We start from the raw sequence: 20,580 nt of genomic DNA on the forward strand, positions 1-20,580 counted from the left end.
CAAATTTAGACTTGCGTTTAACGCCAAAACAGAATAAAAATACACTAATTACGAATAATCATGCATTGAGGGTTGGGTCATGGTGAAGGAGCGTCGCACTGAACTGGTAGAAGGATTCCGCCATTCTGTCCCCTATATTAACGCTCATCGGGGAAAAACGTTTGTCATCATGCTCGGCGGCGAAGCAATCGAGCATGAGAATTTCTCCAGTATTGTCAATGACATTGGCCTTTTGCATAGCCTGGGCATCCGCCTGGTGGTGGTCTATGGCGCACGCCCGCAGATTGATGCCAATCTGGCAGAGCATCACCACGAACCGGTCTACCATAAACAGACCCGCGTCACCGACGCCAAAACCCTCGAACTGGTGAAGCAGGCTGCGGGCATGCTGCAGCTGGAAATTACCGCGCGTCTGTCAATGAGCCTGAATAACACCCCGCTGCAGGGCGCCCATATCAACGTGGTGAGCGGCAACTTTATTATCGCTCAGCCGCTGGGCGTCGACGACGGCGTGGATTATTGCCATAGCGGGCGCATCCGCCGTATTGATGAAGAGGCGATCCATCGCCAGCTGGATAACGGCGCTATCGTGCTGATGGGCCCGGTTGCCGTTTCCGTCACCGGCGAAAGCTTCAATCTGACCTCGGAAGAAATTGCCACCCAGCTGGCCGTTAAGCTGAAGGCGGAAAAGATGATCGGTTTCTGCTCGTCGCAGGGGGTTTACAACCAGGATGGAGTGATTGTTTCCGAACTGTTCCCCAACGAAGCTCAGGCGCGTGTGGAAGAGCTGGAGGCGGAAGAGGATTACAACTCCGGCACGGTGCGTTTTCTGCGCGGTGCGGTTAAGGCCTGCCGCAGCGGCGTGCGGCGTTGTCACCTGATCAGCTATCAGGAAGACGGGGCGCTGCTGCAGGAGCTGTTCTCACGCGACGGTATCGGCACCCAGATCGTCATGGAAAGCGCCGAGCAGATTCGCCGCGCCACCATTAACGATATCGGCGGTATTCTTGAGCTGATTAGCCCGCTGGAGCAACAGGGCATTCTGGTGCGCCGCTCCCGCGAACAGCTGGAGATGGAAATCGATAAATTCACGATTATTCAGCGCGATAACACCACGATTGCCTGCGCTGCGCTCTATCCGTTCCCGGAAGAGAAAATCGGCGAAATGGCCTGCGTCGCGGTGCATCCGGACTATCGCAGCTCATCGCGCGGGGAAGTGCTGCTGAACCGCATTGCCACCCAGGCGAAGCAGATGGGATTGAGCAAATTATTTGTCCTTACTACCCGCAGTATTCACTGGTTCCAGGAGCGCGGCTTTACGCCGGTCGATATCGATCTGCTGCCGGAAAGTAAGAAAGAGATGTACAACTATCAGCGTCGCTCCAAAGTCATGATGGCCGATCTCGGCTGATGTCACCGCCGCGGATCGCGGCGTAAACGCCTTATCCGGGCGACCTCTCCTCCGCCCCCCGGAGCCAGCTCATCTCACATTTTCCCCGGCTAAGCGCTGCGCCAGCCGGGGAAACCGCTGGCGGTTGAGCCGGCGATCCCCGGCTAGCGGCTGAAGGTTAAAGTTACACGCCGCTGGCAAAAATGTCCGCCAGCCCGCTGCGCCGCTCGGTACGGGCGACGATGGACTGGGTTAGCACCTGTTCATCGGCATAAATCGAGAGCCGCTGTTTTGCCCGCGTGATCGCGGTATAGACCAGCTCGCGGGTGACCAGCGGTACGATTTTGGCGGGCAGAATCAACGCCGCATGGTCAAACTCCGACCCCTGCGATTTATGCACCGTCATCGCCCAGGCGGTGTCGTGCTCCGGCAAACGACTTGGCTGCACCGATTTAATGCTGCCATCCGGCATCGGGAACCAGACCCGCAGCCCCTCCCCTCGTTCCAGCGCAATACCGATATCGCCATTAAACAGCCCCAGCGCGCTGTCGTTGCGGGAAATCATCACCGGACGCCCTTCATACCAGCGTGAATGCCTCGGCAGCGTTATCGCCCGCCGACGGTTAAGCATCTGCTCCAGCTGTTCATTCACCCCGCTGACGCCGTAAGGGCCGTCGCGCAGGGCGCACAGTAGCTGAAATTCACCAAAGGCGGCGATCAGTGCCTCCGGCTCGGCCCGCTCGCGAAGCAGCTGCAAATAGCGACCGTATCCTTCCTGCGACTGCTTTAGCATGACTTCATACTCTTCAGTCGTACTCAGCGGATGCAGCACAATATCCTCGAAGGCCTGGCGTAACGTCGCTCTGACGCCGTGACGATCGCCGTTGTTCACGGCGCGAGCCAGGCTACCGATGCCGGAATGGCTGCCAAAACGATAGCTTTTTTGCAGCAGGCACAGGCTGTCGCGCAGCGCGCCGGCGACATCACTTTCTCCCGCCGGCACCGGGTGGCCGGTCAGCCTCTCCAGCTGCGCCGCACGTCCGGCGGTATAGCCGGCATTGACCCAGGCACAAATATCCCCGAGCACCGCTCCGGCCTCCACCGACGCCAGCTGATCGCGGTCGCCGAGGAAAATAACCCGCCCGTGCTCCGGCAGGGCATCAATCAGCCGCGCCATCATCGGCAGGTCAATCATTGAAGCTTCATCCACCACCAGCACATCGAGGTGCAGCGGATTACCGGCGTGGTAGCGCATCCGTTGGCTACCGGGCTGAGCGCCCAGCAGACGATGCAACGTGCTGGCTTCGGTAGGTAACAGCGCCTTCTGCTCATCGGTTAGCGGCAGGCGACGCAGCGCCTCCCCCAACGATTCCGTCAATCGTGCCGCCGCTTTCCCGGTCGGCGCCGCCAGTCGGATACGGCAGCGCGGTTGCCGGGTTGTCTGAATCAACGCCGCCAGCAGTCTGGCGACGGTGGTGGTTTTTCCGGTGCCGGGACCGCCGGAAATCACCGAAATACGGCGGGTCAACGCCACTGCGGCGGCAACTTTTTGCCAGTCGATCTCATCGCTGGCGGGGAACAGCGCGTCCAGCGTTCGGGCCAACAGGGCCTCGTCAACGTCCACAACCTGGTTAGCTTCGTTGAAGAAGCGGGCGACGGTCAGCTCATTACGCCACATCCGGTTGAGATAGAGTCGCTCGCCGCACAGGACGATCGGCGTTGGACGTTCGCCACCGCTGACCGCCTCCGAAGCAAGCAGCAGCGCGGACCAGTCATCGGGGACGCCCGCCTGGGCCAGCAGCTGTTCACGCAGTTCGTTGGTTTTACCGCTCAGAAACTCGTCCGTCCGCAGACGCGCTATCGGCAGGCAAACGTGCCCTTCGCCGGCATCACGGCTGAGCACCGCCGCCGCCAGCTTCACCGCCGGATGCGCCTCTTGCGCCACCATCAGGGCAAACTGCACATCTAACGGGCGCAGCAGGCGCTGACTGGCCGCTTCCAGCAGCAGTTCATCCATCGTCATGACAGAACCTCCTGAACGTCTCCGGCAAACAGCGCATCGAGACCGTCAATCAGCGGCTGCGCGGGACGGGTGGTGAAAATGCCCTGCTCGCCCCCCTGCCCGTCCATGCCGCGTAAAAAGAGATAAATAACGCCGCCAAAATGGCGTTCGTAGTCGTAGTCCGCAATGCGGTGTCGCAGGTAGCGGTGCAGCGCCAGACTATAAAGCTGGTACTGCAGATCGTAGCGATGCGCCCGCATCGCCTGTTCCATCGCCTGACGGGTGTAGGCCTCGCGGTCCTCTCCCAGCCAGTTCGATTTATAATCCAGCAGGTAGTAGCGGCCGTTATGGCGGAAAACGAGGTCGATAAAGCCTTTTAACATCCCGCGGACCTGGCGGAAGTCGAGCGGCGGGCAATCTACGGAGAGCGGATCGTAGCGGCGAATCAGCGCGTCCAGACGCAGCGGTTCCAGCGGGCGTTCGATCGGCAAATAGAAGGCCATTTCGACCTGCTTATCCATCGCGGAAAGTTGGTTCAGCGCAATCCCGGCCCCCGGTAACGGAGTCCGGAGCACGTCATCCAGCCACTGCGTCAGCACCGGCGTCCACTGCTCACCGAAGCCGCCGGACTGCAGCTTTTCCGCCATCCAGTCAGCAGGCACTGGTTGGGTAAAATCGAGATCTTCAAACAGGCTGTGCAGGAATGTCCCCGGCGATGCGCCGCGCGGAAACTGATGCGGCGTAAGCTGCGGTTCTGCGGCGACGTCACCGACGCCGGCGGCATCAACGTCAAGACGCGGCAACAGATCCTGAGCCGCGCTCTGACCATGCTGCTGTAATCCGGAATAGCTGGTCACCCGCCAGTCATCGCTAACCTGACGCTCAAGGCTCCTGGCGGACAGCGGCGGCAGCGTCTCCTGCGGCGCCTGCCAGGGCGTAGCATCCGGGACAGTGGCCATTTGCAGCGCGATATCTTCGCCGCAGAAGGCTTGCAAACACGCAGCCAGCCCGGCGGCATCCATGGCTTCGCCGCCTTGTAGCAGGCGCCCGAGCGCGCTCTGATGAAAATCGCTGGCGCCGGGTTTGTCGCTGCGTCGGGTGCTCAACGGAGCCACGCCGAGACTGCAGTGCCAGACCGCGCGGGTCAGCGCGACGTACAGCAGACGTAAATCTTCCGCCAGGCGCTCCGCCTCCGCCAGCTCCAGACTGCCCTCATCCTGACCAAGATCGAGCACCGCGGCAAACGAGTCGCGATCGTGATAAAACGCCTGATCCTGTTTGCGGAAACGAGCAATAAACGGCAGCCAGACCAGCGGGTATTCCAGCCCCTTTGATTTGTGGACGGTGACGATTTGCACCAGATGCTTATCGCTTTCCAGGCGCATCTGCTGACTGGACGCATTGCTGTCCGGTTCGGCGATATGCTGCGTCAGCCAGCGCACCAGCGCATGTTCGCTTTCCAGCTGGCTGGCCGCCTCCTGCAGCAGTTCGCTGATATGCAGGATGTCGGTTAAACGGCGTTCACCGCCGACCGTCACCAGCAGGTTTTCCGCAATCTGCCGCGCGCTCATTAGCGACCGCAGCATCGGCATCACCCCGCGCTGGCGCCAGATTTGCCGGTAGCCGCTGAACTCTTCAACCAGCGCGTCCCACGCTCGTTCATCCTGGTTGAGGCGTTCAATATCCAGCGCATTCAAGCCGAATATCGATGTTGCCAGCGCACTGCGTAGCGTATTTTCTCGTTCGGGAGCCAGCACCGCCTGCAGAAGCCATAAAATCTCCTGCGCTTCCGGCGTGTCAAAAACGCTATCGCGGTTAGAGAGATACACCGACGGGATCGCCAGCGCCCGTAAGGCCTCCCGGATCAGCGAGGCTTCCTGACGGTTACGTACCAGAACCGTGATATCGGAGGCCTGAACCGGCCGGGCGGCGTTGTCGTTACGCCAGAGCAACGCGCGCCCCTGTTGACCGGCGCTTAGCCAGTCGCGAATTTGCGCCGCGCATAGCTGCGCCATAAACGTCTGATAATCACCGGATCCCACCGCCTCGCCCGGCATCAGCCAGATGTTCATGGCCGGAACCGCGTCGTTATCTACGGTAAAGCGCAGCCCGTGGTTTTTCCCGGCCGGCCTGACCGGCAAGAAAGGGATCTCCCGGAACATAAAGGGGTTATCGCTCAGGCTGAACAGGCGGTTAACGCTTTCAACCATCCCGGGAGCAGAACGCCAGTTGGTATCCAGCGTATAGTGAGCCGCCACATCGCCACGCGCTTTCATATAGGTGAAAATATCCGCGCCGCGGAAGGCATAGATGGCCTGCTTGGGGTCGCCGATTAACAGCAGCGCCGTCTCCGGCTGCTGCCGCCAGATACGGCGGAAAATTCGGTACTGCTGCGGGTCGGTGTCCTGAAATTCATCAATCATCGCCACCGGGAAACGCTGACGAATGGCGCTGGCCAGCGCTTCTCCGCTCTCGCCGCGCAGCGCATCATCCAGCCGGCTGAGCATGTCATCAAAACCGAGTTCGCCGCGCCGACGCTTTTCCCGGGCGACCGCTTCGCGGATCTCCACCATCGCCCTGGCGATAACCAGATCCGTCAGCGTCAGCGGAGAAGCCAGCAGCTCTTCAACCGCACTGAACAGTGGATGCACCGGCGGCTCACCGCCTGCTTTGGTTCGTTCATGTAAGAAGGGCTGCGAGAATTTCTCCAGCGCGTCAGGAAGCTGGTAGCCGAGCGTCTCTTCCTGCGCCCAGGCGTTGATTTTCTCTATCCACTTTCCCTGGTTGCCGCGATTGAATTTGCGGCGGTCGAGACCGGAGTTCTCCAGCACCGCCTCAATCTCTGCAACCTGTTCCCGCCACTGTGTTTTCATGGCGTTAATTCGCGCAATGATTTGCTGATGGCGTTCGGCCAGCGTCTCTTCTGCCGCCGGCGGGGATTTGAGCTGCGGGGCTTCGCCCTGCAACCAGCGATCGAGGGATTTCAACAGATCGCGCGGACCTTTCCACGCTTCATGAATGACGGCGGCGATCTCCCGCGGCAACGGATAGCAATGTCGACGCCAGAAGTCGGCGCAGGCCTGGTAACGCAGCCGGGATTCATCTTCGATCAGCTGCTGCTCAAAGAGCATCCCTGACTCAAAGGCATTGAGGCTCAGCATTCGCTGACAAAAGCCGTGAATGGTAAATACCGCCGCTTCGTCCATCTGTCGTTCCGCCAGCAGCAGGGTATTCGCCGCCTGGTTCTTATCCGGAATTTCAGCCAGCAGAGCGCTATAGAGGGGATCGGTCGCGCTGTCGCGCAGGCAGGCAATACGCAGCTCGTGGATATTGCTGCGAATACGGCCGCGCAGTTCTTCGGTGGCCGCTTCGGTGAAGGTCACCACCAGCAGCTCTTCCACGCTGACCGCACGAGGAAAGGCGGATTCCCCGCCAAGTCCCAGCAGTAGCCGCAGGTACAGTGCGGCGATGGTAAAGGTTTTTCCGGTGCCCGCAGAGGCTTCTATCAGGCGCTCGCCCGTCAAGGGCAAGCGCAGGGGATCCAGAGACTCGGCGGTTTCGGTCATTCGTTCTCTCGCATCAGGGGTAAGGATTTCTGCAACGCGCTGACGCTTTCCCAGACTTTGCCACCTTCAGGGTGGACGTAATCGGTCTTGCCATTCTGGCTGCCGGAAATCTGGGACAATATCGCCATGCCTTGCGGAACCACCACCGTCTGATGGAAGAAATCGGCAAGTTTTTGCGGCGTCAGCAGTTTAATCTGAGCCACTACTTTATCACGTGAATCGAAGCGCATATTACCGCGATCGAAATCTTTGCTCAGCTGCGAGGCTTCGCCGCCCAGCGTTTGCGGCGCCTGGGTCATCTGACTTATCACCGCCTGCTGGATCTGCGCAAACTCTGCCGGGCTCATCGCCCGCAGTTTAGCTTCCGCGGTCGGGAAGAAGGCCTGGAAGCGCTGCCAGAGGAAAGCAGGCTGTTTATCGCTGCTTTGCAGCAGGAAGCCCATCCCCCACTGGCGCCCGACGTTCATCGGGAAAGCAAACACCGCGTAGCCAAGCTGCTCTTCGGTGCGCAGCTGGTTATAGAACCACGGCTGAATAATCTGCCCGAGCAGGGAGCTGGCGGCGGAGCTGCTGTATTCATCCACGTTCGGCGGGGCGAAGACGGCGGCCAGCGCCGAATCGGTGCTGTTACCCGGTTTTTCAAAAATCGCCAGCTGCTGACTGTTGATCAGGACGTCTTTGTTGCGACACCACTCATTGCCATCAGATCCCAGCTGCTGCTGGATCTGACGCGCCATGGCGGCGGACTGTTCGGCGGTGAGGTTGCCAATCACCAGCAGCTCCGGGCGCCCTTTCGCTTTCAGGTTGTCACGATAGGCCAGCACCTCTTTCAGGCTAATTGACGGCAGCAGCGCCCGCCGCTCCTCGCGCTGGAAATAGGGCACCTGGGACAACATCTGAACCGGCATGATCGCCTGGTCGTAGGCTTTGCCTTTGTCCGCCGAATCCATCATCTGCGCATACCAGGATTTAGCCTGCTCCAGCTGCTCTTCGGTCGGCGTATAGCTGAAATAGCCGTCCAGTAACGCGGTAAACAGCTGAGGCAGCCGCTGGGTGTAGCCATTGGCATTGACCATTAACCCGTTATTGGCGCCGGTTGAGAAGGAGATGCCGCCCACCGCCGCCTGGTTGCTGAGCTGATCGAGAGCGATGCCTGCCAGATAGTCATTCAGCGCGAACATGACCTGGCTACGGGCGCTGTCCATGGCCTGCGGATTACGCAGCACCAGCGAAACGTCAGCCTTTGGCTCGCTGGCGAAGAACTGACTGGGCGCATAGACCACCCGCAGCGTCGGCTCATCAACGATCAGCTGCGGATGCGGGTAGGCTTTATCGCTTTTAATCAGCGTAAAATCGTCAGGAATATACGGGTTCAACACCGGCAGCTTCAGGTCGATAGCGCTCGCCTTCTGCTGCCAGTCGCTAAAGGTCTGCGCGCTGATCTTGTCGACCTGATACGGCGCATTCACAAAGTAAGCGCTCTTGTTATGCGGTTCCTGCGGGCTGATATACCAGACGCGGGCATTTTGCGGCGTCATCATCGCCAGCCGCTCTTTAATCGCCTGCGGGTCGTAGCGATCGGCTATGTTGACCACGTCCAGCGCATGTTCCACCGGTACGCGAATCATGGTATCCGCCAGCCATTCCACATAATCCATATCGCGGTTGATCGATGGATAGCGGAAATCAAGCGCCAGAACGTGGGACAGCTCATCGAAATAGCGTTTGTCGATGCCCTGGCTACGCAATAGGTTAAGGTAGCTGAAGATCGCCGCCGCCACTTCATCACGGTGCGCCAGACCTTTGTCGGTCAGGGTCGCCGAAATCGCCAGCACGCCGCTGTTGCCGTTGACCGCCGGATCGGAATCCGCTCGAATACCCTCGACCAGACCTTGCTGCTGCAGCCAGTCAGATAAGGTTCCCGGGCTGCGGTTACCGATCATGTAGGTCACCAGCTCGTCGGTTTTGCTGCGGAATTGCTCGCTGTTGTTATCAATACGGAATTCAACGCGCAGCACTTTGCGCGGCATTGCCGGGACATAGTGAATGATGATGCCCTTTTGCGCATCGGTCACGACCGGAACGGTGATTTCCGGTTTATTGATATTGTGGTTTGGCACCCGACCATAGGTTTTCGCCGCGATGCTCGCCAGTTCCGGCAGCGGTTTGTTGCTGTAAATGACCGCCTTCATCAGGTTCGCCGAGTACCAGCTGTCGCGGAAAGTATGCAGAGCGTCGAGCACCGGTTTACCGGGCTTGTCGCTAAGCGTCTCGAGGTTACCGCCGGAAAAATGCGATGCCGGGTGCGCCGGGTTAATGGTTTCTGCACTCACCTGCGCCATGCGCATCCCGTCACGGGTGCGCGCCATGGTCAGCTCGGCGTTGACCGCATTACGCTCGCGATCGGCATATTTTTTATCCAGCAGCGGAGCAGCAATGGCATCCGCCAGACGATCGACCGCGCCGTCAAGGGCATCGTTTTCGACTTCAAGATAGAAGGCGGTGCGATAAGGCGCGGTACTGGCATTATGGCTGCCGCCGTGCATTTTCAGAAATTCGGCGAGGCTGTCCGGCTGCGGATAATTTTGCGAGCCCATCAGCGTCATGTGCTCCAGAAAATGCGCCAACCCCTGATGATCGGCGGGATCCTGCAGCGACCCCACGGGCACCACCAGCGCAGACAGTGATTTCACCGCCTGCGGATCGGAAACCAGCAGAACCACCATGTCATTATCCAGGCGAATGGCCTGATACTGTCGGGGATCTTTTTCGCTTTTACGAATGGTTTCCTGAATCGGTTGCCATCCGATATCTGCCTGACTTAACGGCGCCCAAAGGGCAGCCAGCACTAAAATAACCTTGAACCATACACTGCGGGGCATTCACGAACCTCATCATTAACAAACTTTGCGCTGACTGCGTCAGCGTTATGCACATCAGTCCGTGATTGGTTGCGCATGATAATTGAACACCTTATTCTGCGCAATTTTTATACTATTACAAATTTATTCGGGCTGATGGAAACGAAATATCGGCAACAGGTAGCGCTGTGTTTGCGTAATAATTTCTTCATAGTAAGCCGGTTCAAGCGTGCGCCAGAGGCGTTGATACCACACATCCGTCCCTTCGCCACTGACCACCATATTACCTTCATAGACCTGAAGAAATTTGCTACGCGCTTTTTGTTGCGTCTCTTCGTCCGTTAACATGACATCCTTTTCAGCGTCATAACAGACTTTTAGCCATGCACCGCCGCTTTCTGGCAGTAACAGCAGCGGTCTGGACATGCCTAGCAGGTAACCCTCTACCAGCTGATCAAGGTACGCTTTGGCCTGTTCCTGCGCCAGCGGCGGGAAACGCCATTCGCCCTCTTTGCGCACCAGCAGCCGGCTTTCACCGGTTCCGCCGCTAGCACAGTAGACAAGGTGTTCCAGCCAAAGTTGCATCCCCTGTGCGACGCTCAGCAGCGACGGTCGCCAGCGCAGCAGGCCGTCAGATTGTACCTGCTGTAGCCACCCCGTAATGTTGACTCCGTTACATTGCAGATCGATTTCCATACTCTGCCCCGGCTGGCGGCTGGCAATGACCCGCTCCGCAAGGTTCTGCATCTCCTGACGCTGCGTCTCCCAGGCCAGCTCGCCAAAAGCACCAAAGGGCAGCTCTCCCGCGGCGCGAAAGCGACGGTACATCGTCGACGCATCCTGTTGTTCAATCAGCGTATTCAGCAGCTGCTGGTTCAGTTGATAACGGCTAAGTCCTTCGAGGGTGAACGGCTCATCATCGGGAATGTCACTCTCTTCAGAACGGAAGTTGACCCGCAGGCGCTGCTGAAAAAAGGCGCGTACCGGGTGTTGCCAGAATCGCAGCAGCTGTTCAAACGGCAGCGTTTCGATAGCCGGCGCCGGCAGCGGCTGGATAAAGTCGCTATGCGCCTCTCCCTGCTGGCTGGCAGCCGCCAGCCACTCCCGGGCGTAGCTCTGATATTCGTCATCACGGAAGTTGGCCGCATCAAAGGGCATTCGCGTATGCAGATGCGTGATATGTGTTTTGACCCGTCGCTCACTGGCGTCACAATCCAGCGCCTCATCCCCGGCCAGGCAGTGGCTCTGGCCAATATAGTCCGCCAGTTCTTGCACCAGCACCGAAGGGTAACGTTCGCTATTATCCTGAATCGAGCGCCCGATGTAGCTGATATACAATGTCTGTTCGGCGGACATCAGCGCTTCCAGGAACAGATAGCGGTCATCATCGCGACGGCTGCGGTCGCCGCGCTGCGGTTTCTGACTCATTAAATCGAAGCCCAGCGGCGCCAGCGTCCGCGGATAAACGCCGTCGTTCATCCCCAGCAGGCACACCACCTTGAACGGTATAGAGCGCATTGGCATCAGGGTACAGATGTTGATCGGTCCGGCGAGGAAGCGCTGGCTGATGCGCTGCTGGTCCAGCCGCTGCGCCAGCTCATCGCGCAATAAAGACAGAGGAACGGAGTGCTCATATTGTGCCTGGGCTCCTTCGCCAATCACCGCCTGCCATTGCTGTTCAATCAGCGCCAGCGCCGCTTCGGTGTCGCCGTCGGGCAGGAAAAAGTCATTTAGCAGTTCGCGACAAAGCGGCAGCCATTCCGCCAGCGGACGCTCCTGCACCAGCTTCCGGCGCCAGAGGTTAAGCTGCATCAGCAGCGAAGCCAGATTACCAACCAGCTCAGCGATCAGCCCGCTGGATTCATCATAGGGCAGGACCGACTGCCACTCACCCTGGCTGCTGTCCATCGCATAGCCCAGCAGCATGCGCGTGAGGCCAAAGCGCCAGGTGTGTTGCCCGGTGGCGGGGAGATCCAGTTCGCGCACATTATCGTCATCCATTCCCCAGCGCACGCCGGATTCATTAACCCACTGACGCAGATAGCGCAGCCCTTCTTCGTCAATGTTAAAGCGCGCGGCGAGCACCGGAACATCAAGCAGAGCCAGGACATCTTCGCTGGCAAAGCGGCTGTCGGGCAGAGAAAGCAGCGTAATAAACGCCTGCAGAGCCGGATGCGATTCGGTGGCGCGCCGGTCGGAAATCGCCCACGGTAGCCAGCGTTCGCCGCTGGCGCTGCCGAATACCGCCTGAATGTAAGGGCTGTAGCTGTCGATATCCGCCACCATCACGATAATATCGCGCGGCGTCAGTTCAGGATTCTCCTCCAGCATCGCCAGCAGCCGGTCATGCAGCACCTCGACCTCACGCTGCGGACTATGGCAGACGTGGAGGGTCAGGCTACGATCGTCCAGAGCAAGCGGGCGTTTGCTGTGGCTGTGGGCAAACTCTTCGGCGCTTCGCCCGGCCACTGCGGCATTGCGCAGTTCGAGGATATCCGCCTGTAAATTATGCAGCAGATTATCCGGCGTTATATCGACAAAAGCGTCCAGCTCTTCATAATGTTCCAGCCCGGCCAGCAGATAGATATAGTCACGCCCCAGCTTCCCCCAGGAGGCGAGCAGCGGATTACCGACGTCCTGTTCCCCTGCATCGTTAAACAATCCCGGCGCCTGCCCGCTATCGCGAAACAGCGGGAGTTCGCGCGGTTCACGATGATGACGGCGCTGGCGTGACATCAGTTTCGCCAGAAAGGCCGGGTCTTTTATATCGCCCCAGTAGTAACGACAGGGGTTGGTGAACAGCACATACACATCGACGTGCTTGCCCAGCGCCTGCAGCGCCTGCAGATAAACCGGCGGCAGCGCCGAAATCCCGCAAATAAAAACTCGCGAAGGCAACCCGGCCGGAGGTTCATCCGCCGCTTCCAGCGTGCTGATAAAGCGCTGGTACAGATTGGCGCGGTGCCAGAGCGGCTGCCCCAGCGCAGCGGTATGTTCGACCAGCGCCTTCCATAACGGCGCCTGCCACTGCTGGGCGTCGCCGAGGCCATCGACGCGTTCATCTGCCTCCCAGCGCATCAGCCACTCCGGGCGATAGACCAGATACTGGTCATAGAGGTCGGCGACCCGGGCTGCCAGCTGAAACAGTTTGCGCTTGTCGCTATCGTCGCTGAGATAGTGGCGTAGCAGCGTAAAAGCCTCATCGTCAAGACGCTGCGGCAGGAGGGTCATCAGTTTCCAGCTCATGCTCTGCTTACTGAAGGCGCTTTCCCCGGGGATATCCGACAATACGCGGACAAACATATCCCAGATAAAGCTCGCCGGGAGCGGGAAGTCGATATTGGCGGCAATGCCAAACCGTTTTGCCAGCGTCATCTGTAGCCACTGCGCCATCCCGGTACTTTGCACCAGCACCATTTCCGGTTTGAAAGGGTCATCCAGCCGCTGGCGCTCGACGATAAATTCCATCAACGCTTCAAGAACATCCAGACGGTTTGAGTGGTACACCCTTAACATATTCGCTCCTGACTACTGACTGACCGGGCAATGCAGCCGGGTCATCTGCACCCGTTTATCAACGGGCATGGTGATCGTTACCGTGATGCTGACACATCTGGCCGCCGATGTCTGCAAGCGGGTAACGGCCCCGCCGGGTGGAATCTCCGGAGGGTTCATCTGGCCATAGCGCCACGCGTCGCGCCACAGCTGGCGATATTGATTTAACTGGATAAAACCATTGGCCAGCCCACGCTGGTAGCCGCCAAGGGCGGTCACCACCATAACCAGTAACGTCATCGCCAGCAGCGTTTCCGGCAGGCTAAAACCTTTTTCATGGTTCACGGCATCCGACACAGATTCGCCTCCGTTAGTGGACAAAAGTCGCTCCAGCCGTGGGGAGAAAAGCGCACCACGCCCTCTTCAATACGACCAGATTGCCACAGCAAAATGCGACCGCCGCTGGCGATTAACAGGACGGAGGCATCGTCAAAAATGCGCAGGCAGACGCGCCAACCCTCGGCAGCAGAATCACGGCAGGCGTTGGCATCGTGTACCGTCCACGCCAGAGTTTTTCCCCACTGTAGCGCGGAGTGCGCTCCGGCCGTTTCGCGGATCGCCTGAGTTTCACCCGCGGTTTGCGCCAGTAGAGAGCGCTGCTGCTGGTTCAGCCCTTGCAATAACATACTGCCAAGCGCCAGCAGCAAAAGCACCATCAGCAAGGAGGAGGCTCCCCGTTGGCGGTTCATAAGTTATACCCGGTCACGCGATATTCCGCCTGGGCCGAAATATGGCGATCCGCAACCGCGTGCGCCGCCAGCGTGACGCTGAGCTCCGGAGCAAATCCGGCGATATCCTGGCGGGTAACCTGAAAATGGGTCACGTTGAGTGCGCCGGGATTCGTCATTTTTTCCCATCCCCCGTCGCTGCAGCTGGTCGCACCGCGCCGCGTTTCCAGCGCCCCGTTGTTCAAACGAAATCCTGTCGCATCAGATATCGCTTCCGGCATGGCATCCCACGCGCCGTTGCTATTACTATCCCAACGGACGATCGCACAGCGCCCCCCGCTGGCAATCAGCAACGGTTGTCCTTCGCACTGCCCGGCGCAATAGCCCGCCCGCTGGAGATGTTTTGCTACCGTATACACGCGCTGCCAGAGTTCGTTATCCAGCGACTGCTGCTGTGTCTGCCGCAGCGCCTGCCGTTGCAGGGCAGGCAGAAAACGCGCTGCGCCCATCAGTAAAATCGCGCCGATGGCCATTGAGATAAGCGTCTCGGCCAGCGAAAAACCCCGGGGGATCAGAGGCACGATGCGTTCTCCTCGTTGCGGCACAGGCGAATTCGCCCCCAGCCAGATACGATAATATTCCAGCTCCCCTCCGCGCTTTGCAGCCGGATATGCCCGGCCCAGGCGCTGTTACGCAACCCGTAAAAACCTAACCCCGGCGTGATGTGGCTGAGCGCCACTTCCGGCCAGCGCGGCCGCAGCATAAACGGCGTTGCTGTCGCACACTCAGCCAGCGCATCCTCGGCGCTCAGACACCAGCCGCCGCCGCTTTGCCCCACGCTCACCAGCCGGTTGCGGTTATGCCAGTTGGCGTCGTCGCGTAGCAGCACCAGATAGTCGCGTACCTGGCTGGCGGTTTGCCATAAGCGCTGTTGCTGCTGCCAGCTCTGCCAGCCATACAGCCCCCCTGCGCTGAGGATAAGTACCAGCGTCAGCGTTATCAGGGTTTCAATCAGGGTGTAGCCACGTTGTCTGTTCATCCCGCGAGTATGGGGAAAAAACGGCGCGGAGACGACGGGCAAAATAGCCTTTCACGAGGCGTGTCGAAGCCAGACATCAGGTTTGCAGACGATTGCAGAAAATCAGGGAGCGTGTTTGCGCAGGCAAAAAAACCGGCGCCTCAGGTACGAATGCCGATCGTTTGAGGGGCGGCTGACCGATCCGGCAAAGGTGTAAGAATCCGTCATCTCAAAGAGATTGCCGATTTTTATCCGGCGCTGTCAGGTTTTCAACACTTCTGCAGGCGAGCCTGTCCTGGAGATTGTTGTTAAGCCGGGGATGTCGTTTTTACGCTGGTTTGCACGCAAGGGGTCATCGCGCCAACCACCGTTTACCGGCATCGCCCTGCCTGCGATAAAGCAAAAAAAATGCTGGTCACCTTTAAGTGACCAGCATTAGCGCCTCAGGCACCGGTTTTTATCTCTCTACGACATCCTGTACCGGGCGAATTAAATCGCCACCGGCGCTTTAATGCCCGGATGCGGGTCATACCCTTCGATGTCGAAATCTTCAAAACGGTAGTCGAAAATCGACGCCGGTTTGCGTTTGATGACCAGCTTCGGCAATGGACGCGGTTCACGGCTCAGCTGCAGATTCGTCTGTTCAAGGTGGTTGCTGTAGAGGTGAGTATCCCCACCGGTCCAGACAAAATCACCGACTTCCAGATCGCACTGCTGGGCGACCATGTGCACCAGCAGCGCATAGCTGGCGATGTTAAACGGCAGGCCGAGGAACACATCGCAGGAACGCTGATACAGCTGGCAGGAGAGTTTGCCATCTGCGACGTAGAACTGGAAAAACGCGTGACACGGCGCCAGCGCCATTTTATCCAGCTCGCCCACGTTCCACGCCGAAACGATGATGCGACGTGAATCCGGGTCGTTTTTCAGCTGTTCCATCACGGTGCTGATCTGGTCGATATGGCGGCCGTCCGGCGCAGGCCAGGAACGCCACTGTTTGCCGTAAACCGGCCCCAGATCGCCATTTTCATCTGCCCACTCGTCCCAGATAGTGACATTGTTTTCATGCAGATACGCGATGTTGGTGTCACCCTGGAGGAACCACAGCAGTTCATGGATGATGGAGCGTAAATGACAGCGCTTGGTCGTCACCAGCGGGAAGCCTTCCTGCAGGTTAAAACGCATCTGATGGCCGAAGATGGAGAGAGTGCCGGTACCGGTGCGGTCATTTTTTTGCGTGCCCTCGGCGAGCACTTTCTGCATCAAATCAAGATACTGTTTCATGGTTCCTCAAGAAGTTTGTTGCTGCGGACGACGACGGTACGCCCAGACCATCATAATGATACCCGCAAGCACCATTGGGATCGAAAGAATCTGCCCCATGCTGATGTACTGTACCCATTCGCCGGTGAACTGCTGGTCTGGCTGGCGGAAGAATTCCACGATAATACGGAACAGGCCGTAGCCAATCAGGAACAGACCGGATACCGACCCGGTCGGGCGCGGTTTGCGGATAAACAGGTTCAGAATCAGGAACAGGACGACCCCTTCCAGCGCCAGTTCGTATAGCTGCGAAGCGTGACGCGGCAGTGCGCCGTAGGTATCAAACAGCGATTGCCATTCCGGATGAGACGGCAGCAGCGCCAGATCTTCCGCGCGCGAGCCGGGGAAAATCATCGAATAATGGAAGCTCGGGTCGACGCGTCCCCACAGTTCACCGTTGATAAAGTTGCCCAGACGCCCAGCCCCGAGGCCAAAGGGGATCAGCGGGGCGATAAAATCGGAGACCTGGAAAAAAGTGCGTTTGGTGCGTCTGGCAAAAATGATCATCACGAGGATGACGCCAATCAGGCCGCCGTGGAACGACATGCCGCCGTCCCAGACGCGGAACAGATACAGCGGGTCCTGCAGGAAAACCGGCAGATTATAGAACAGGACGTAGCCGATGCGGCCACCGAGGAAAACGCCAAGGAACCCGGCATACAGCAGGTTTTCGACTTCGTTTTTGGTCCAGCCGCTGCCCGGACGGTTGGCCCGACGGGTGGCTAGCCACATCGCAAAAACAAACCCGACCAGATACATCATCCCGTACCAGTGGAGGGAGACCGGCCCAACGGAAAATATGACCGGATCAAAATCCGGAAAATGCAGGTAGCCACTATTCATCTGTCACCATAAAGACTTGTTATTCCGCCGAAAGTGGACAGCGGTGATCATACACGCCCGACCTATACGGGTGCTCCAAGGGGGCGAATAATAGCATAAGGTTAATTCGCTGGCCGTGCCGTTGTTGTAAAAGATATGTATACGGATGCTAACGGCCGTCGCGCGGCAGGTTAATCGCGACGCCCGGGGTACGGCCTCAAAGCCTTACCCGGGCAGATGCACTAGCGGCCGCCGCGGATCAAGCCGCCCAGACCGCGTCGCTCCATGAAGGCCGCCACCTGATGACGAACCTCGGTGGCCATCTGCGCTTCAAGGCTGCGACGCGACAGTTCCTGAGCTTCGGCAATATCGATCCGTCGCAGCAGGTATTTGACCCTCGCCACCGAACGACCGTTCATGGACAGATGGCGATAGCCAAGACCAATCAGGATCGTCACGCACATCGGATCGCCCGCCATTTCACCGCACAGCCGCAGATCAATACCGAAACGTTCGGCATCATGCGCAATCATCGCCAGCGCCCGCAGCACCGCGGGATGCAGGCTGTCATACATGCTGGCAACCCGGGTGTTGTTGCGATCGACGGCGAGGATATACTGAGTCAGGTCATTGGTCCCTACCGAGATAAAATCGACGCGACTGGCGAGATTCGGCAGCATAAAGACCATCGAAGGCACTTCCAGCATCACGCCAAGACGCGGGCGAGGAATAGCGTAGCCAATCATCTCTTCGACTTCACGGCTGGCGCGATCGATCAGGCGACGCGCCTCATCGACCTCATCAAGACTGGTCACCATCGGCAGTAAAATACTCAGATTGCCGGTGGCGGCATTGGCACGCAGCATGGCGCGCACCTGGATGAGAAATATTTCCGGCTGATCGAGAGTAATGCGGATACCGCGCCAGCCGAGGCACGGGTTCTCTTCGCTGATCGGCATATACGGCAGCTGTTTATCGGCGCCGATATCCAGCGTACGCAGGGTCACGGGCTTTTCATTAAACATCTGCAGCATGCCCTGATACTGGGCGACCTGCTCCTCTTCCGACGGGAAACCGCTTTGCAGCATAAACGGGATTTCCGTGCGGTACAGGCCGATGCCGTCGATAAAGTTGCCGAGTTTTTCTTCATGTTCCAGGCTCAGGCCAGCGTTCAGCATGACCTTCACCCGCTCGCCGCTTTTCAGCTCGGAAGTGTGTTCCAGATCGTCTTCCGCCAGCCGGCTGAGTTCGTTCTCTTCGCTGACCAGACGCTGATATTCTTGCAGCAGCGCCGGTTCCGGGTCGACCAGCAGTTCGCCGCGGTAGCCATCCACCACCAGCATGTGGCCGTGGAGCAGCGAAGGCTGAATATCGGCCCCCATAACCGTCGGGATCCCCAGCGCCCGCACCATAATGGCGGCATGGGAGTTCGCTGCGCCATCGCGGACGACAACCCCCGCCAGCCTGTCCTGCGGAACTTCTGCCAGCGTCGTCGCTGACAGCTCGTCGGCCACCAGCACAATACGCGCCGGCCAGGTGTTAGGCCCCTGAATCGTATCATCGAGATGGAAAAGCAGACGCTGACCCAGCGTACGCAAATCGCCGGCCCGTTCTTTCAGGTACCCGTCGCTTAACGCGGCAAACTGTTCGGCGAACTTCTCGATGATCTTTTTCACCGCCCATTCTGCCACCGCGCCTTTGTCGACTTCGGCAAACAGCTCGCGACGCAGACGCGCGTCGGACAAGAGGTGTGAATAGAGATCGAAGATCGCCGAGGTCTCTTTTTGCGCCCCGGCGGCATAGCGCTTGCTGTAGCGTCGAAACTCGTTCGCCGCCTCTTCCAGCGCACCGGTCAATCGTTCGCGTTCGGAAGCGGTATCAAGCGTTGATGCCTCATACACCTGCTCCATGAGCGGCAGACTGATGTCCATCCAGCCTTCGGCAATAGCCACCCCGGAGGAGGCGGGCAGCGCGCGAATACGCGTCTGTCGATACTGGCCAAACAGCGCGGTCAGCTGAGACTGGGAAAGAATAGCGGCCATTTGCGTCGCCAGGGTGACGAGAAACGACTCTTCGCTTTCATCAAACTGACGCAGCTCACGCTGCTGCACCACCAGCACACCAAGCAGCTGACGCCGCTGGATAATCGGGACGCCAAGAAAGGCGCGGAAGCGATCCTCTTTGACGGCAGGAATATATTTAAAGCTGGGGTGTTTTTGCGCATCGGCAAGGTTGATAGGCTCCGCAAGGCGCCCGACCAGGCCAACGAGGCCTTCGTCAAACGCGAGCGCGACGGTACGCCCGCGAGGTTTTTTCAGCCCGCGAGTGGCCATAAGGTAATAACATCGTCGGTCGTGATCGGCCAGGTAAACCGAACAAACTTCCGTTTCCATCGCTTTGCAGATATCGGTGACCAGGATATCCAGCGCCTCGTTTAAACGCGGCGCACTCGCGACCTTCTCGACGATTTCTCGTAACCGAGTGAGCATAATATGCGTGGCTTAACCTCTTTTACGTCGATAAGCAGGCGCGCTTTGCGGTTTAGGTGCACTTTCCGCCAGCGACATGGTCACGCTGGCAAACTCTTTCATCACCCGGCGGTACACGTCGCGCTTAAACGACACCACCTGACGAACCGGGTACCAGTAACTTACCCAGCGCCAACCATCAAACTCAGGTGTACTACTGGTTTGCATATTGATTTCCGCATCGCTGCCGATCAACTGCAGGAGAAACCACTTCTGTTTCTGGCCGATACAAACCGGCTTTGTGTCCCAACGCACCAAACGTTTAGGCAACTTGTAACGCAGCCAGTTACGGGTTGAGGCCAGGATTCGCACATCTTTACGACTTAACCCAACCTCTTCGAACAATTCCCGATACATTGCCTGCTCGGCTGATTCCCCTGGATTAATGCCCCCTTGCGGGAACTGCCACGAGTGCTGACCATAGCGCCTGGCCCACATAACCTGGCCCTGGCGATTACAGATTACAATACCGACATTTGGGCGGTAGCCATCGTCATCAATCACCGGACTACCTCAAAATAATCTTCAATGTGAATGATTGTTTCACACTCGCTGTAAACGGTAAACCACTCTGTTGTCACTGTGCGATCGAATAACATTTGAATAACTCACAGTAATCAGCAGAGTTATAAACAACGAAAGCGATCGAGACCCCATTTTATTCACTTTTTCTGTGGATAGAGTTGTGAAGAAGTATGGAATTACCCCGGGAAAACCCAGAGTAGTCCGAAGTGCTTACGAATAACATAATTTGATAATGGCATTATATTCATGATGTTAGCACATATATCTTTCAATAATTACAGTTAAACGTGATGATCATCACATATGCGATCCTGGAACTGAT

Annotated in this window: 13 protein-coding genes; 1 reads left to right on the forward strand and 12 read right to left on the reverse strand. The window is 58.2% G+C overall.

Annotation, left to right across the window (positions count from 1 at the left end; all coding sequences use genetic code 11):
* The first annotated feature begins 79 nt into the window (after positions 1 to 79).
* A complete protein-coding gene (gene argA / locus ROR01S_RS05100; protein WP_004867060.1) occupies positions 80 to 1,411 on the forward strand; it encodes an amino-acid N-acetyltransferase in 1,332 nt (443 codons plus the stop codon).
* 163 nt (positions 1,412 to 1,574) lie between these two features.
* Here argA and recD read toward each other — a convergent pair whose 3' ends face one another.
* The 12 genes from recD to rppH form a co-directional block, all read right to left on the reverse strand.
* Complete coding sequence (recD, locus tag ROR01S_RS05105) at positions 1,575 to 3,413, reverse strand: exodeoxyribonuclease V subunit alpha (protein WP_064359167.1); 1,839 nt, start codon at positions 3,411 to 3,413, stop codon at positions 1,575 to 1,577.
* Positions 3,410 to 6,958: an exodeoxyribonuclease V subunit beta gene (recB, locus tag ROR01S_RS05110; protein ID WP_064359168.1), complete on the reverse strand. Its 3,549-nt coding sequence runs from the start codon at positions 6,956 to 6,958 to the stop codon at positions 3,410 to 3,412. Before recB ends, recD begins: the two co-directional genes overlap by 4 nt.
* A complete protein-coding gene (gene ptrA, locus ROR01S_RS05115; RefSeq protein WP_064359169.1) occupies positions 6,955 to 9,840 on the reverse strand; it encodes a pitrilysin in 2,886 nt (961 codons plus the stop codon). The genes recB and ptrA overlap by 4 nt, the downstream gene beginning before the upstream one ends.
* Before the next feature lie 123 nt (positions 9,841 to 9,963).
* Complete coding sequence (recC, locus tag ROR01S_RS05120; protein WP_064359170.1) at positions 9,964 to 13,335, reverse strand: exodeoxyribonuclease V subunit gamma; 3,372 nt, start codon at positions 13,333 to 13,335, stop codon at positions 9,964 to 9,966.
* Between the two features lie 12 nt (positions 13,336 to 13,347).
* Entirely contained in the window at positions 13,348 to 13,614 is a 267-nt protein-coding gene (locus ROR01S_RS05125) for a prepilin-type N-terminal cleavage/methylation domain-containing protein (protein ID WP_264965964.1), read from the reverse strand.
* 41 nt (positions 13,615 to 13,655) lie between these two features.
* Positions 13,656 to 14,063, reverse strand: a complete 408-nt coding sequence (locus tag ROR01S_RS05130; protein WP_015585841.1) for a DUF2509 family protein — start codon at positions 14,061 to 14,063, stop codon at positions 13,656 to 13,658.
* Entirely contained in the window at positions 14,060 to 14,617 is a 558-nt protein-coding gene (locus ROR01S_RS05135; protein ID WP_377284539.1) for a prepilin peptidase-dependent protein, read from the reverse strand. The genes ROR01S_RS05130 and ROR01S_RS05135 overlap by 4 nt, the downstream gene beginning before the upstream one ends.
* Positions 14,614 to 15,081 (reverse strand): prepilin peptidase-dependent protein, encoded by a 468-nt coding sequence (locus ROR01S_RS05140; RefSeq protein WP_064359172.1) that lies wholly within the window; start codon positions 15,079 to 15,081, stop codon positions 14,614 to 14,616. The genes ROR01S_RS05135 and ROR01S_RS05140 overlap by 4 nt, the downstream gene beginning before the upstream one ends.
* Positions 15,082 to 15,549: 468 nt before the next feature.
* The gene (thyA, locus tag ROR01S_RS05145; RefSeq protein WP_004867088.1) at positions 15,550 to 16,344 is read right to left on the reverse strand and encodes a thymidylate synthase; all 795 of its coding nucleotides are present in this window, start codon (positions 16,342 to 16,344) and stop codon (positions 15,550 to 15,552) included.
* A 6-nt stretch (positions 16,345 to 16,350) separates the two neighbouring features.
* Positions 16,351 to 17,226 (reverse strand): prolipoprotein diacylglyceryl transferase, encoded by an 876-nt coding sequence (gene lgt / locus ROR01S_RS05150; protein WP_004867092.1) that lies wholly within the window; start codon positions 17,224 to 17,226, stop codon positions 16,351 to 16,353.
* A gap of 221 nt (positions 17,227 to 17,447) precedes the next feature.
* Positions 17,448 to 19,694, reverse strand: a complete 2,247-nt coding sequence (gene ptsP, locus ROR01S_RS05155; protein ID WP_004867094.1) for a phosphoenolpyruvate--protein phosphotransferase — start codon at positions 19,692 to 19,694, stop codon at positions 17,448 to 17,450.
* Between the two features lie 12 nt (positions 19,695 to 19,706).
* Positions 19,707 to 20,237 (reverse strand): RNA pyrophosphohydrolase, encoded by a 531-nt coding sequence (gene rppH / locus ROR01S_RS05160; protein WP_004867097.1) that lies wholly within the window; start codon positions 20,235 to 20,237, stop codon positions 19,707 to 19,709.
* Positions 20,238 to 20,580 lie beyond the last annotated feature (343 nt).

This window comes from Klebsiella ornithinolytica NBRC 105727 = ATCC 31898 (assembly GCF_001598295.1).
In the GTDB taxonomy this organism is placed as follows: domain Bacteria; phylum Pseudomonadota; class Gammaproteobacteria; order Enterobacterales; family Enterobacteriaceae; genus Klebsiella; species Klebsiella ornithinolytica.